At 74.0% G+C, this 14,397-nt stretch carries 10 protein-coding genes and 1 tRNA gene; 10 read left to right on the forward strand and 1 reads right to left on the reverse strand.

Translation table 11 applies throughout. The features are described 5' to 3' along the window. Positions 1-7 precede the first annotated feature (7 nt). From AB0A94_RS24915 to AB0A94_RS24940, 6 genes are all read left to right on the forward strand, one after another. Positions 8-853: a carbohydrate ABC transporter permease gene (locus tag AB0A94_RS24915; RefSeq protein WP_361747704.1), complete on the forward strand. Its 846-nt coding sequence runs from the start codon at positions 8-10 to the stop codon at positions 851-853. Between the two features lies 1 nt (position 854). Then, complete coding sequence (locus AB0A94_RS24920; protein ID WP_361747706.1) at positions 855-2,498, forward strand: beta-N-acetylhexosaminidase; 1,644 nt, start codon at positions 855-857, stop codon at positions 2,496-2,498. Between the two features lie 340 nt (positions 2,499-2,838). Continuing rightward, positions 2,839-3,732: an FAD binding domain-containing protein gene (locus AB0A94_RS24925; protein ID WP_217130770.1), complete on the forward strand. Its 894-nt coding sequence runs from the start codon at positions 2,839-2,841 to the stop codon at positions 3,730-3,732. After that, positions 3,729-5,939 carry a 2Fe-2S iron-sulfur cluster-binding protein gene (locus tag AB0A94_RS24930; protein WP_361747708.1) on the forward strand — a complete coding sequence of 737 codons (2,211 nt, stop codon included), beginning with the start codon at positions 3,729-3,731 and terminating at the stop codon, positions 5,937-5,939. Before AB0A94_RS24925 ends, AB0A94_RS24930 begins: the two co-directional genes overlap by 4 nt. Beyond that, the gene (locus AB0A94_RS24935) at positions 5,936-8,251 is read left to right on the forward strand and encodes a molybdopterin cofactor-binding domain-containing protein (protein ID WP_361747710.1); all 2,316 of its coding nucleotides are present in this window, start codon (positions 5,936-5,938) and stop codon (positions 8,249-8,251) included. The genes AB0A94_RS24930 and AB0A94_RS24935 overlap by 4 nt, the downstream gene beginning before the upstream one ends. 228 nt (positions 8,252-8,479) lie before the next feature. Further along, the gene (locus tag AB0A94_RS24940; protein WP_361747712.1) at positions 8,480-9,655 is read left to right on the forward strand and encodes an SUKH-4 family immunity protein; all 1,176 of its coding nucleotides are present in this window, start codon (positions 8,480-8,482) and stop codon (positions 9,653-9,655) included. Between the two features lie 197 nt (positions 9,656-9,852). On the opposite strand, the gene AB0A94_RS24945 is transcribed toward AB0A94_RS24940, so the two are convergent. Continuing rightward, positions 9,853-9,927, reverse strand: a tRNA-Cys gene (locus tag AB0A94_RS24945). Between the two features lie 221 nt (positions 9,928-10,148). Here AB0A94_RS24945 and AB0A94_RS24950 point away from each other — a divergent pair. The 4 genes from AB0A94_RS24950 to AB0A94_RS24965 all read left to right on the forward strand — a co-directional run bounded on the left by AB0A94_RS24950 (position 10,149) and on the right by AB0A94_RS24965 (position 14,134). After that, the gene (locus AB0A94_RS24950) at positions 10,149-11,609 is read left to right on the forward strand and encodes an MFS transporter (protein WP_361747714.1); all 1,461 of its coding nucleotides are present in this window, start codon (positions 10,149-10,151) and stop codon (positions 11,607-11,609) included. A 41-nt stretch (positions 11,610-11,650) separates the two neighbouring features. Then, on the forward strand, positions 11,651-11,851 hold the full coding sequence (locus AB0A94_RS24955; RefSeq protein ID WP_361747716.1) for a hypothetical protein: 201 nt from the start codon (positions 11,651-11,653) through the stop codon (positions 11,849-11,851). Then, the gene (locus AB0A94_RS24960; protein WP_361747718.1) at positions 11,848-12,222 is read left to right on the forward strand and encodes a type II toxin-antitoxin system death-on-curing family toxin; all 375 of its coding nucleotides are present in this window, start codon (positions 11,848-11,850) and stop codon (positions 12,220-12,222) included. The genes AB0A94_RS24955 and AB0A94_RS24960 overlap by 4 nt, the downstream gene beginning before the upstream one ends. Before the next feature lie 115 nt (positions 12,223-12,337). Next, positions 12,338-14,134: a DEAD/DEAH box helicase gene (locus AB0A94_RS24965; protein ID WP_361747830.1), complete on the forward strand. Its 1,797-nt coding sequence runs from the start codon at positions 12,338-12,340 to the stop codon at positions 14,132-14,134. The last annotated feature ends 263 nt before the right edge of the window (positions 14,135-14,397 follow it).

A 14,397-nucleotide genomic window follows, 5' to 3' on the forward strand; every position in this document is an offset into this window, starting at 1 on the left:
ACCCCGGGTGAATCCTGTGCGCCGGTTCGTGCGGCGTCCGGGGCGGCTGGCGGCCGAGTCGGCGGCGCTGCTGACCGCCGCCGTGGTGGCCTTCCCGCTGTACTGGATGGTGCTGAGCGCCTTCAAACCGGCCGGGGAGATCGAGTCGACCGAGCCGCGCCCCTGGACGCTCGCGCCCACGCTGGACTCCTTCCGGCGGGTGTTCGGGCAGCAGGAATTCGGCCGCTACTTCCTCAACAGCGTCGTCGTCGCGGTCGCCGTGGTGGTCGCCTCCGCGCTGATCGCCTTTCTCGCCGCGACCGCCGTGACGCGATTCCGGTTCCGGCTGCGGACCACCTTGCTGATCATGTTTCTGGTGGCCCAGATGGTGCCCGTGGAGGCGCTGACCATCCCGCTGTTCTTCGTCATGCGGGACTTCGGCCAGCTGAACACGCTGTGGTCGCTGATCCTGCCGCACATCGCGTTCTCCCTGCCGTTCGCGATCTGGATGCTCCGGGGGTTCGTGAAGGCCGTTCCGGAGGCGCTGGAGGAGGCCGCCTACATCGACGGGGCGAGCCGCGCGCGTTTTCTGTGGCAGATCCTTTTCCCGCTCGTCCTGCCGGGCCTGGTGGCCACCAGCGTGTTTTCCTTCATCTCCACCTGGAACGACTTCCTGTTCGCCAAGTCCTTCATCATCAGCGACATCTCGCAGTCGACCCTGCCGATGGCGCTGCTGGTCTTCTACAAACCCGACGAGCCGGACTGGGGCGGGGTCATGGCGGCGTCCACGGTGATGACGATTCCGGTACTGGTCTTCTTCGTACTCGTACAGCGGCGTCTGGTCTCCGGACTGGGCGGCGCGGTAAAGGACTGACGTGACTGACTTGATTCCAGCGCCCCGCAGCGTCGTCGCCGGTTCCGGCGAGGTGCGGCTGACGGCGCACTCCCAGGTGTACGCCGGTGACGGGACGGAGGACGTCGGTCATTGGCTGCGCACCGTCCTCCGGCAGGCGACCGGCCTGCCGCTGCGTGAGGGGCGGGAGCCCGACGAGGCGGAGGGCGACGGCATAGCACTCCGGCTCGACCCCGGGCTGGGCCCGGAGGAGTACCGTCTCGTCAGCGACGGGAGCGGGGTCCTCGTCGCGGGCGGCGGCGCGGCCGGTGCCTTCCTGGGCGCCCAGACGCTGCGGCAGCTCCTCGGCCCCGACGCGTTCCGCAGGGCCCCGGTCCGCCGCGACCGGGCGTGGGCGGTGCCCCACGTGACGATCGAGGACTCCCCCCGCTTCCGCTGGCGCGGACTGATGCTCGACGTCGCCCGGCACTTCATGCCCAAGGAAGGCGTGCTGCGCTATCTCGATCTGATGGCGGCGCACAAACTCAACGTCCTCCACTTCCACCTGACGGACGACCAGGGCTGGCGCATCGAGATCCAGCGGTATCCGAAGCTCACCGAGACCGGATCCTGGCGCGCCCGGACGAAAATCGGGCACCGCGCGTCACCGCTGTGGGACGACAGGCCGCACGGCGGTCACTACACCCGGGACGACATCCGCGAGATCGTCGCCTACGCCGCCGAGCGGCATATCAGCGTGGTCCCGGAAATCGACGTACCCGGCCACTCGCAGGCCGCCATCGCCGCGTATCCGGAACTCGGCAACTCCGATGTCATCGACACCGCCTCCCTGACCGTCTGGGACACCTGGGGGATCAATCCGAACGTACTCGCCCCCACTGACAACACCCTGCGCTTCTACGAAGGGGTGCTCGAGGAAGTCCTGGAACTCTTCCCCGCGGACGCGGGCCCGTTCTCACCGTTCGTGCACATCGGCGGCGACGAATGCCCCAAGGACCAGTGGCGCGCGTCGGACACCGCGCAGAAACAGATCGGCAACCTCGGACTGGCCGACGAGGACGCGCTCCAGTCCTGGTTCATCGGGCACTTCGACCAGTGGCTCGCCGCGCGGGGACGCCGACTGATCGGCTGGGACGAGATCCTGGAGGGCGGCCTGGCACAGGGCGCCGCGGTGTCGTCCTGGCGCGGCTGCTCCGGCGGGGTCGCCGCCGCCCGCGCGGGGCACGACGTGGTCATGTGCCCCCAGCAGTACGTGTACCTCGACTACCGTCAGGACGCGGGCCCCGACGAGCCGGTGCCGATCGGGTACGTGCGCACCCTGGAGGACGTCTACCGGTTCGAGCCCGTGCCGCCGGAGCTGACGGGCGAGGAGGCCGCGCGGGTGCTGGGCACCCAGGCCAACGTGTGGACCGAGGTGATGGAGGACCAGGGGCGCGTCGACTACCAGACGTTCCCCCGGCTCGCCGCGCTCGCCGAGGTCGCCTGGAGCGACCTGCCCGCCCCCGCCGACCGGGACTTCGCCGGTTTCGAACGGCGGATGACCGCCCACTACCGGCGACTGGACGCCCTCGGGGTCGCCTACCGGCCGCCCACCGGACCGCTGCCCTGGCAGCGGCGCCCGGGCGTCCTGGGGCGCCCGATCGACGGCCCGCCGCCGAACCGGTAGCCCGCCCGTCCGGGTTCCCGGCGCGCGGGCGGACCGCCCCCGCGCCGGGGACACGCCCCGCGCCGGGAACCCGAACGGAGTGCGCGCACCCGTTCGCCCCGTGTCGAACGGGTCATGCGAAACGGGTGCAAAGGTCACCGAAAAGTGACAATCGGAAGCGTACCGGTGGTGCGGGGTGAAACCGTCCGTGCCCGGGGTGAGGTGGGCGAACGCCTCCTAGCGGACCCCTGTCCTCGGCACCTGCCAAGATGTGCCAGAGTTGCCACGTCCGCCCTGTCAGGCCGTACGGTACGGCAGCACAGGTGGGACCAGGTGGGGCAGCGGGAAGGGGCAGCCGGACTTGAGCACGCACGCACCGCAGGCGGCGCAGGCCGTGACGCTGCCCACGACGCTCGACGAGGCGGTGGCGGCCCTCACGGCGATGCCCGCCGCCGTGCCCGTCGCGGGCGGCACCGACCTGATGGCCGCCGTCAACTCCGGTCAGCTCAGGCCCGCCGCGCTGGTCGGCCTCGGCAAGATCAGCGAGATCCGCGGCTGGCAGTACCTGGACGGACACGCGCTGCTCGGCGCCGGTCTCACCCACGCCCGCATGGGCCGCCCCGACTTCGCCGCCCTCATCCCGGCGCTCGCCGCCTCCGCGCGTGCCGCCGGACCGCCGCACATCCGCAACGCGGGCACCCTGGGCGGCAACATCGCTTCCGCCGCCCCCACCGGGGACGCGCTGCCCGTGCTGGCCGCGCTGGAGGCGACGCTGATCATCGCGGGCCCGGGCGGGGCCCGCCGCGAACTCCCGGTGTCGCACCTGCTGGCCGGGATGGACCTGTTGCGCCCCGGCGAACTCATCGGCTACGTGCGCGTGCCGCTGCTGCACGCCCCCCAGGTCTTCCTCAAGGCGACCGGCCGCACCGGCCCCGGCCGCGCGGTCGCCTCCGTCGCCCTCGTGCTCGACCCCGCGCGGCGCGGGGTGCGCTGCGCGGTGGGCGCCATAGCGCCGATGCCGCTCAGGCCCCTGGACGCCGAGCAGTGGGTCGCGCAGCTCATCGACTGGGACAACGACCGCGCGATCGTGCCCGAGGCACTGAACGCGTTCGGGGAGTACGTCGCCGCGGCCTGCATCCCCGACGCCGCACCCGGCGAGGACGGCACCGTCCCACCGCTTCCGCCCGCGGTACTGCACCTGCGGCGCACCGTCGCCGCGCTGGCCCGACGAGCACTGGGGAGGGCGCTGTCGTGACCGACGACCAGCACGGACAGGGCACGCCCCCGGGCGGCAGCCGCTGGGACCCGCTGCCCCAGGGCGACTACGACGACGGCGCCACGGCCTTCGTGAACCTCCCCGAGGGCGGCATCGACGCCCTGCTGGACTCCATGGAGAGCCCGCTCGCCGCGCCCGGCCACGGCTATGTGCCGCCGCAGATCACGGTCGACCCGGCGGCCGGCGCGGGCACCGACCCGGCGGCCACCGGCTCCTGGGGGGTGCCCGGCGCGCCCGTCGACGGCGCCCAGTGGCACGAGCCCGGGGCGGGTGCCGCGCCGGGGGACCGGTTCACGTACGACCCGGGCGCGACCGGGCAGTGGGCCTTCGAGGAGCGGGCCGCGGAGAACCCGGCGCCGGGACACGACGTCACCGGCCAGTGGTCGATCCCCGTGGCCGACGGCGACCTGCCGGACGAGTCGGGCGAGTTCACCACGTCCGCCCTGGTCGAGCAGTGGGGCGGCACCCCGCCGGCCACCCTCCCGGGCGGCGCCCCCGCCCCCTGGGCGCCCGCTCAGGCCATCGGCCGTCCGTGGGGGCCCGGCGTGCCCGGGGTCCCGCAGGACGAGGACCAGGAGCCGCGGGGCGGCGAACACGGCCCCGCGCAGGACCGGCAGGAGCCCGGCCCCCAGTCCCACACCGACATCCCCGCGCACCGGCAGCCGCCCGGCGCGGGCACGTACGGCGGGCAGCCCCTGCCTCCCGCCGCACCACTGCCGTACGCCGAACCCGGCGGCCGGGACGCGGGTCTCCCGCCCGCCCAGGACGTGTACGGCGGGACGCCCGCCCAGGGCACGCCCGTACCGCCGGCCGACGAGCACGCGCAGGGACGGCAGGACGCCGGTCCCGCGTCCGGACACGGAGCGGGTCTCCCGCCCGCCCAGGACGTGTACGGCGGGACGCCCGCCCAGGGCACGCCCGTACCGCCGGCCGACGAGCACGCGCAGGGACGGCCGGACGCAGGCGTCCCGCCGGAGTCCTCCGGCACGTCCGCGCACGCCCCGGAACCCCACGGCGAGCCCGGTCCGGGCGACGGCACCGCATCCCGGCAGCCGTCCGGCGAGGCCGGGTACGGCGGGGAGTCCGGGCACGCCGGGCCCCGGTCGGCCGGTGTTCCCCAGCCGTTCGCCGCCGAGGAGTACGCGGAGCCGCAGTGGCGGTCCGGGGCGGAGGCCGCCGAGGACGCCCCGGCCGGACTCCGGGAGCATCCGCACCCCGGCGGCCAGGACGCCCCGGAGCCCGCTTCCGGGGCCGGTGAGGCACCTGAGGGCGCCACGGGCGCCCACGGGGCTCCCGAGGCCGCCGAGGACCCGTCGGAGCCCTCCACGGCCCCCGCCGGGCCCGCTCCGGACGCGGAGCCGGCGACGGGGCCCGCCGACGCCGAGTCCCCGAACGCCGACACGGCACCCGGTGCTCCGGACGTCCCGGATGCTCCGGACGCCTCGGGCGACCAGGGCGACCAGGGTGACCGGGGCGACCAGGGTGACCGTGGCGAACCGGGTGCGCCGCACGCGGCGGACGACGCGCCGCCACCGCACGACGACCACCCCCTCGCCTCCTACGTGCTCCGCGTCAACGGCACCGACCGGCCCGTCACCGACGCCTGGATCGGCGAGTCGCTGCTCTACGTGCTGCGCGAGCGGCTCGGTCTCGCCGGCGCCAAGGACGGCTGCTCGCAGGGCGAGTGCGGGGCCTGCAACGTGCAGGTCGACGGCCGGCTCGTGGCGTCCTGCCTGGTCCCGGCCGTCACCGCGGCCGGCAGCGAGGTCCGTACCGTCGAGGGACTGGCGCAGGACGGCCGGCCCTCCGACGTGCAGCGGGCGCTCGCGCGGTGCGGCGCCGTGCAGTGCGGCTTCTGCGTGCCGGGCATGGCGATGACCGTGCACGACCTCCTCGAGGGCAACCCCGCGCCCACCGAGCTGGAGACCCGCCAGGCCCTGTGCGGCAACCTCTGCCGCTGCTCCGGCTACCGGGGCGTGGTGAACGCCGTCAAGGAGGTCGTCGCCGAACGCGAGGCGCACGCCGCGGCCGCCGAGGACGACTCCGACGGCGAGGCGGACCCGCCCCGCATCCCGCACCAGGCGGGCCCCGGCGCCGGCGGCGTCAACCCCGCCGCGTTCGGCACCCCCGGACCCGACGAGCAGCCCCATGACCAGCCCTACGGCCAGGACGGAGGCCAGGCGTGACCGACGAAGCAGCCACCGCGCAGGCCGTGCAGGCCGCGGAGGCCGCCCCCGGGCCGGAACCCCTCCCGCACGGACTCGGCGTCTCCCTCCCGGCCGCCGACGCCCGCGCCAAGACCGAGGGAACCTTCCCGTACGCCGCCGACCTGTGGGCCGAGGGCCTGCTGTGGGCGGCCGTGCTGCGCTCGCCGCACCCGCACGCGCGCATCGTGTCCATCGACACCACCCACGCGCGGGAGATGCCCGGCGTCCGCGCGGTGGTCACGCACGAGGACGTCCCCGGCGACCCGCTGCACGGCCGCGGCACGGCCGACCGCCCGGTCTTCGCCTCCGAGGTCGTGCGCCACCACGGCGAGCCCATCGCCGCCGTCGCGGCCGACCACCCGGACACCGCGCGGATGGCCGCCGCCGCCGTCATCGTCGAGTACGAGGTGCTCGACCCGGTGACCGACCCCGAGCAGGCCTTCGAGGCCGAGCCGCTGCACCCCGACGGCAACCTGATCCGGCACATCCCGCTGCGCCACGGCGACCCCGACGCGGCCGGCGAGATCGTCGTCGAGGGCCTGTACCGCATCGGCCGCCAGGACCCCGCCCCCATCGGCGCCGAGGCCGGTCTCGCCGTGCCCCGCCCGGACGGCGGCGTCGAGCTGTACCTGGCCTCCACCGACCCGCACGGTGACCGGGACACCGCCGCCGCCGCGTTCGGCCTGGCACCCGAACGGGTGAAGGTCGTCGTCACAGGGGTGCCCGGCGCCACTGCCGACCGCGAGGACCGGAGCTTCCAGCTCCCGCTCGGCCTGCTGGCGCTGCGGACCGGCTGTCCGGTGAAACTCGCCGCCACGCGCGAGGAGTCCTTCCTCGGCCACACCCACCGCCACCCCACGCTGCTGCGCTACCGCCACCACGCCGACGCCGAGGGCAGACTGGTGAAGGTCGAGGCGCAGATCCTCCTCGACGCGGGCGCCTACGCCGACACCTCCTCCGACGCCCTGGCCGCCGCCGTCGCCTTCGCCTGCGGCCCGTACGTCGTCCCGAACGCCTTCATCGAGGGCTGGGCCGTCCGCACCAACAACCCGCCCTCCGGCCATGTGCGCGGCGAGGGCGCGATGCAGGTGTGCGCCGCCTACGAGGCGCAGATGGACAAGCTGGCCAAGAAGCTCGGCGTCGACCCGGCGGAGCTGCGCCTGCGCAACGTGCTGGCCACCGGCGACGTCCTGCCCACCGGCCAGACCGTGACCTGCCCGGCCCCGGTCGCGGAACTCCTGGAGGCGGTGCGGGACTTCCCGCTGCCGCCGCTGCCCAAGGACACCCCCGAGGACGAGTGGCTGCTGCCCGGCGGCCCCGAGGGCGCGGGCGAACCGGGCGCGGTGCGCCGGGGCGTGGGCTACGGCCTCGGCATGGTGCACATGCTCGGCGCGGAGGGCGCGGACGAGGTGTCCACGGCCACCGTGCGGGTCCAGGGCGGCGTGGCGACGGTGCTGTGCGCGGCCGTGGAGAGCGGCCAGGGCTTCTCCACCCTGGCCCGGCAGATCGTCCAGGAGACCCTCGGCGTCGACGAGGTGCACGTGGTGCCCGTCGACACCGACCAGCCCCCGGCCGGCCCGGGCTGCCGGGGCCGGCACACGTGGGTGTCGGGCGGCGCGGTGGAGCGCGCGGCGAAGATGGTCCGCACCCAGCTCCTCCAGCCCCTCGCGCACAAGTTCGGCATGTCCACCGAGCTGCTCCAGATCACCGACGGCAAGATCACCTCGTACGACGGCGTGCTGTCCACGACCGTGGCCGAGGAGCTGCACGGCAAGGAGCTGTGGGCCACCGCCCAGTGCCGTCCGCACCCGACGGAGCCGCTGGACGGGGCCGGCCAGGGCGACGCCTTCGTCGGCATGGCCTTCTGCGCGATCCGCGCGGTGGTCGACGTCGACATCGAGCTCGGCTCCGTGCGGGTCGTGGAGCTGGCGGTCGCCCAGGACGTGGGCCGGGTGCTGAACCCGGCGCAGCTGGCCGCCCGGATCGAGGCGGGCGTGACCCAGGGCCTGGGCGCGGCGCTCACCGAGAACCTGCGCACGCCGCGCGGACTGGTCCGCCACCCCGACCTGACCGGGTACGCCCTCCCGACGGCGCTGGACGCTCCGGACATCCACATCGTGAAGCTGGTCGAGGAGCGGGACGTGGTCGCGCCGTTCGGCGCGAAGGCGGTCAGCGCGGTGCCGGTGGTGACCTCGCCGGCGGCGATCGCCTCCGCCGTACGGGCCGCCACGGGCCGCCCGGTGAACCGTCTGCCGATCCGTCCGCAGGCCGCGGTGGTGACCGGGGGCTGAGCGTCGTTCCGGGCGATTCCCGCGGGAAGGCAACGCGAACGGTCGCTCAGGCGTCTTCTGTGACGGGGGCGTCGCACGCTCCGCCCTCGGTCCGGGGCGTTGTCAGTGGTGCCGCGTAGTGTTCCGAGCAGTGGGGGACGGCTGTCGGATCCGGAAGGGCCCGGGCCGTCCTGCCCGGGGCGGGGCGTTCGCGGGCCCGGGACCGAGCACACGTATCGCGGGGGAATCATGAGCACGACCGACACCGTTGCCACGGCGACGATCACGCTGACCGACGCCGACCTCGATCCCTTTGTCACGCACGCGTCCACGCGCGGCTGGCTGACCGGTCCCGGACTGCCCGCCGACAGCGGCCTGTTCAGCTTCGCGGAGCTGACCCGGCCCGGCGGCCCGCGCACGGTGGGCGACTCGACGGGCGATCCCGGCGACCGGCTCCCCGCGGAGCTGCGCGACCAGCTGGTCATCGGCGGACTGCTGGGCCCGGCCGGTCTGGAGACGGAGTCGGTGCTGCTCGACGGGGCGACCGGCGAGGTGTCCACGACGTTCTTCTTCCACGACCGCCCCGACCTGATGGACCGCCGCCCGCTCGCCCCGTCCCTGCCGACGCTGGTGCGGTTCGCGGCGGCGACGGACGAACTGGCGGGGCTGCGCGGCCAGTTCGCCGCGTACGCGGGCCGGTACGGCACCAAGGCGGTCGCGGAGGCCTCCCGGCAGCTGCTGGCGGTCTTCGAGGAGGGCGCGGACGGGGAGCCGGCGCCGTTCTGGCAGATGGCCGCGCTGATCAGGCCGCTGGCCCTGGTGGCGGGGCCCGGCACGGCCTCGGGGCTGGCCCTGGACCTCCCCCCGCGCCTGCTGGACGGGGAGTTCGGCCGGGGCGGAGTGGTCCGCTTCGAGGAGGTCGACTTCCCCGCGACGCTCGAGCACGAGCCGACCCGCCGCTTCCTGCGCGAGACGGGCCTGCCGGAGGACGGCTTCCTCTTCCAGCTGGACACCGACCTGCCGCTGCGCACCCTCGCGGAGTACTACGCCGACGAACGCGAGCTCCCCGACGCCCGCCTCCCCGCCCGCGCCGAGCACCTGATACGCCTGGGGTACCTGATCGAGGACAACAGCCTGGTCGTCGACGGCGCCACGGGCGCGGTGCTCAACTGGAGCGAACCGGAAGGCGTCCTCCACCCGCTGAACACGGACATCTCCACGCTCGCCTTCACCCTCTGGCTGCTCCACCGCGAGCACGCCATCGACGAGGCGTCGGGCCACGCGCTGACCAGCGACACCTACGACCAGCTGGCGCTGACGATGATCCAGGTCCTGTCCTCCATCGACCCCACGGGCACCACCCCCGACGCGGACTGGCACTACTGGACGGAGCTCTTCCAGGACGAGGCGGGCGGGGTGCTGTAGCGCTCCGCCGGGGCGCGGTTGTTGGGTTTGTCGGTCGGGTGCGGCGCCGTCGTGGCCGGTCGCGTCCACGCGGCGGAGCCGCATGTCGATACAGCCCCGCGCCCCTTCGGGCGCTGACGTGGTCGGCGCGTAGTTCTCCGCGCCCCTTCAGTGGGCTGACGAGGCGGGCGGGGGCTCCGGAGAGCACCCCGCCCGTGTGGAGGCCGTGGCGGGAATCGAACCCGCGTACCTCGCTTTGCAGGCGAGTCCCTGGGCCACTCGGGCACACGGCCGTGTCGGGGAGCGAGGCACCGTGCGGTGCCTCGCCGTTCCGAACCGGTGGGACGACCGTACGGCGGTCCGGAGGCGGCGCTCAAGGAAACGCCAAGGGCCGCAATACGACCGCCACACGCCGTTCATGGACGAAGGGTCCCGGTCCTACGACCAAGGTCCCGGTGCCGGTCCCGACCCCCGACAGGGGTCAAGCCGTGTCGTGGCCCTTACGCTGGCGACCATGACCGCCCCGAACCCGCGTGACACCGATGTCACCGAGCCCGCCGACGCCATCCCCTCGCCCACCACCCCCGACGAGACCGTGCTGAGCGGCCCCTACCGGGCGCTGAGCATCGGTGTCGTCTCCGTGGTGCTGCTGATCGCCTTCGAGGCGACGGCGGTCGGTACGGCGATGCCGGTGGCGGCGCGCGAGCTGGACGGGGTGTCGCTGTACGCGTTCGCGTTCTCGGGGTACTTCACGACCAGTCTGTTCGGCATGGTGCTGTCCGGCCAGTGGTCGGACCGGCGGGGTCCGCTCGCGCCGCTGACCTGGGGTATCGCCTCCTTCGGGGCCGGACTGCTGCTCGCCGGGACGGCCGGGGCGATGTGGCTGTTCATCCTGGGGCGGGCCGTGCAGGGACTCGGCGGCGGACTGGTGATCGTCGCGCTGTACGTCATCGTCGGACGGGCCTACCCGGAGCGGCTGCGACCGGCGATCATGGCGGCGTTCGCGGCGAGCTGGGTGGTGCCGTCGATCGTCGGCCCGCTGGCCTCCGGCGCGGTGACGGAGCACCTCGGCTGGCGCTGGGTGTTCCTCGGCATCCCGGTGCTCGTGGTGTTCCCGCTGGCGCTCGCGCTGCCGCAGATACGGCGCCTGGCGTCCGGCCCGGTGGACGGGGACGCGGACGCGCCCGCCTCCTTCGACGGCCGCCGCATCCGCCTGGCCCTGGCGATCTCCCTCGGCGCGGGCCTGCTCCAGTACGCCGCCCAGGACCTGCGCCGGCTGTCGCTGCTGCCGGGCGCGCTGGGCGTGGCCCTGCTCGTCCCCGCCGTGCTCGGCCTGCTCCCGCGCGGCACGTACCGGGCGGCGCGCGGACTGCCCTCGGTCGTCCTGCTGCGCGGAGTCGCCGCCGGCTCCTTCATCGCGGCGGAGTCCTTCGTCCCGCTGATGCTGGTCACCCAGCGCGGGCTCAGCCCCACCCTCGCCGGCTTCTCCCTCGCGGCCGGCGGCGGCACCTGGGCCCTGGGCTCCTGGGTGCAGTCCCGGCCCCGCCTGGAGCCGTACCGGGAGCGTCTGATGACCCTCGGGATGGTGCTGGTGGCGGCGGCCATCGCCGCGGCGCCCAGTGTGCTGGTCGACGCCGTGCCGGCCTGGACGGTGGCGGTCGCCTGGGCGTTCGGCTGCTTCGGCATGGGCCTGGTGATCTCCTCCACCAGCGTGCTGCTGCTCCAGCTCTCCGCCCCCGAGGAGGCCGGCACCAACTCCGCCGCCCTGCAGATCTCCGACGGCCTGTCCAACGTCATCCTGCTGGCCGCCGGGGGAGCGGCCTTCGCGGCCCTGGGCGGCGGCACGGTCAGTCACGCGGCCACGGAGGCCACCGGCTCCCACCCGGCCGCCTTCGCCGCGGTGTTCCTGCCGATGGCGGCGGTGGCGCTGGCGGGGGCGTGGGTGGCCACGCGGGTGCGGGAGCGCGCATCGTGAACCGTTCGGCGCCATGTGATCGCGGACAGTAGCCTTCCGTCATGTCCGAACTCGTTCTTCGCCTCGACCCCGCCGTACGGCAGGCCCTCCACGACCTCGCTGACGCGCAGGACCGCGCTCCGGAGGAGGTCGCGCAGGAAGCGCTGCGCCGCCACCTGCACGCTGAGGGCATGTCGGTACGTGCCGTCGCCGAGCGCATCGCGAGGGAGCACGCCGAGCTGCTGAGGAGGCTCGGCGAATGACCCGGCACCTCACCGTCGACGAGGTCACGGCCATCGCCGAGGTCGCCTTCGGCGGGCAGCCGCCCGAGACGCGGGCGCCGGGGCTGTTGGCCTCGGCCGTGCACCGCCCGCGCGCCCGAATGTTCGGCACCGCGGCGTACGAGGATCTGCACGAGCAGGCCGCCGCCCTCCTCCACGCCGTCGCGACGAACCACCCGTTCGTCGACGGCAACAAGCGCACCGCCTGGCTGGCCACCGCCACCTTCCTCGCGGTGAACGGCGTCGACCTCGCCGGCGTGGACCAGGACACGGCGTACACGCTGGTCGTCGACGTGGCCTCCGGGACGGAAAGTGATGTGAGGGGGATCGCGGAGCGGCTGAGGCGGTTGTGATGTGGGTCCCACCCTCGGGTGGTGCGGCCGCGTAGCGGCGTCGACACCACCGGGCCATCGGTAGGGTGGCCCGGTCGTCCTACGCAGATGCGCCGCCCGAACCACCCCCTCGGAGATCGTGACTACCACCGCCGGCACCGCCTCGCACCATCTGTCCCCGGCCTTTCCCGGACGTGCCCCCTGGGGCACCGCCGGCAAGCTGCGCGCCTGGCAGCAGGGGGCGATGGAGAAGTACATCCAGACGCAGCCCCGGGACTTCCTGGCGGTCGCCACGCCCGGCGCCGGCAAGACGACGTTCGCGCTGACGCTGGCCTCCTGGCTGCTGCACCACCACGTCGTGCAGCAGGTGACCGTCGTCGCGCCCACCGAGCACCTGAAGAAGCAGTGGGCCGAGGCCGCCGCACGGATAGGCATCAAGCTCGACCCCGAGTACAGCGCGGGCCCGCTCGGCAGGGAGTACGACGGCGTCGCCGTCACGTACGCCGGTGTCGGCGTGCGCCCCATGCTGCACCGCAACCGGGTCGAGCAGCGCAAGACCCTCGTCATCCTCGACGAGATCCACCACGCCGGTGACTCCAAGTCCTGGGGCGAGGCCTGCCTGGAGGCGTTCGAGCCGGCCACCCGGCGGCTCGCGCTCACCGGTACGCCGTTCCGCTCCGACACCAACCCCATCCCCTTCGTGACGTACGAGGAGGGCGACGACGGCATCCGGCGCTCGTCCGCCGACTACACCTACGGGTACGGCTCCGCCCTCGCCGACAACGTCGTCCGCCCCGTCATCTTCATGTCGTACAGCGGCAACATGCGCTGGCGCACCAAGGCCGGCGACGAGATCGAGGCGCGCCTCGGCGAGCCCATGACCAAGGACGCCGTCAGCCAGGCCTGGCGCACCGCGCTGGACCCGCGCGGTGAGTGGATGCCGGCCGTGCTGCGCGCCGCCGACCAGCGCCTCACCGAGGTCCGCAAGGCCATCCCGGACGCCGGCGCCCTCGTCATCGCCGCCGACCAGGACTCCGCGCGGGCCTACGCCAAGCTGATCCGCGAGATCACCGGCCACAAGGCCACCGTCGTCCTGTCCGACGACGCCGGCGCCTCGAAGCGGATCGACGACTTCAGCGCCGGTGACGACCGCTGGATGGTCGCCGTCCGCATGGTGTCCGAGGGCGTCGACGTCCCCCGCCTCGCGGTCGGCGTGTACGCCACCACCATCTCCACCCCGCTGTTCTTCGCCCAGGCCGTCGGCCGTTTCGTGCGGTCCCGGCGGCGCGGCGAGACCGCGTCCGTGTTCCTGCCGACCATCCCGGACCTGCTCGGCTTCGCCAACGAGATGGAGCGCGAGCGCGACCACGTCCTCGACAAGCCCAAGAAGGAGGGCGAGGAGGACCCGTACGCCGAGTCCGAGAAGGAGATGGAGGAGGCGAACCGGGAGCAGGACGAGGACACCGGCGAGCAGGACATGCTGCCCTTCGAGGCGCTGGAGTCCGACGCCGTCTTCGACCGGGTGATGTACAACGGCGCCGAGTTCGGCATGCAGGCCCACCCCGGCAGCGAGGAGGAGCAGGACTACCTCGGCATCCCCGGGCTCCTCGAACCCGACCAGGTGCAGCTGCTGCTCCAGAAGCGGCAGGCCCGGCAGATCGCGCACAGCCGCAAGAAGCCGGACACCGAGGCCGATCTGCTCGAACTGCCCGCCGAGCGGCGGCCCGTGGTCTCCCACAAGGAGATGATGGAGCTGCGCAAGCGGCTCAACAACCTCGTCGGCGCGTACGTCCACCAGAGCGGCAAACCGCACGGCGTCATCCACACCGAGCTGCGCCGGGTCTGCGGCGGCCCGCCCTCGGCCGAGGCCACGGCGGGACAGCTGCGCCAGCGGATCGAGAAGGTGCAGGAGTGGGCCACGCGCATGCGGTGACGCTGCGTGTACGTATGAGGACAAACGGAACGACTTCCCTGTGAGAGTGCCCGGATTCTGGACGGAGGCTTCCGCTGACCGGACCGGCTCGCTACTGTCCCGCTACGCACACGCCCCGTGGCAGCGCCGCCGCGGAGCGCAGCCGTGAAGCGACTGTGCCCGGGTCACGTCCGGGCCGCCGGCCGATCGGCGGCCTCTGAAGCGCGTGACCGACGGGACTCGGTGACGCATCTGCCGCGAGGGGGCCGCCGACCTCACCACTA

The sequence above is a fragment of the Streptomyces sp. NPDC044984 genome, assembly GCF_040646935.1.
Lineage (GTDB): Bacteria > Actinomycetota > Actinomycetes > Streptomycetales > Streptomycetaceae > Streptomyces.

Bases quoted from the DNA above. Each gene is read 5' to 3' on its own strand.
- AB0A94_RS24960 (WP_361747718.1), top strand. From the start codon at position 11,848: ATGACCCGGCACCTCACCGTCGACGAGGTCACGGCCATCGCCGAGGTC.
- AB0A94_RS24950 (WP_361747714.1), top strand. From the start codon at position 10,149: ATGACCGCCCCGAACCCGCGTGACACCGATGTCACCGAGCCCGCCGAC.
- AB0A94_RS24955 (WP_361747716.1), top strand. From the start codon at position 11,651: ATGTCCGAACTCGTTCTTCGCCTCGACCCCGCCGTACGGCAGGCCCTC.
- AB0A94_RS24940 (WP_361747712.1), top strand. From the start codon at position 8,480: ATGAGCACGACCGACACCGTTGCCACGGCGACGATCACGCTGACCGAC.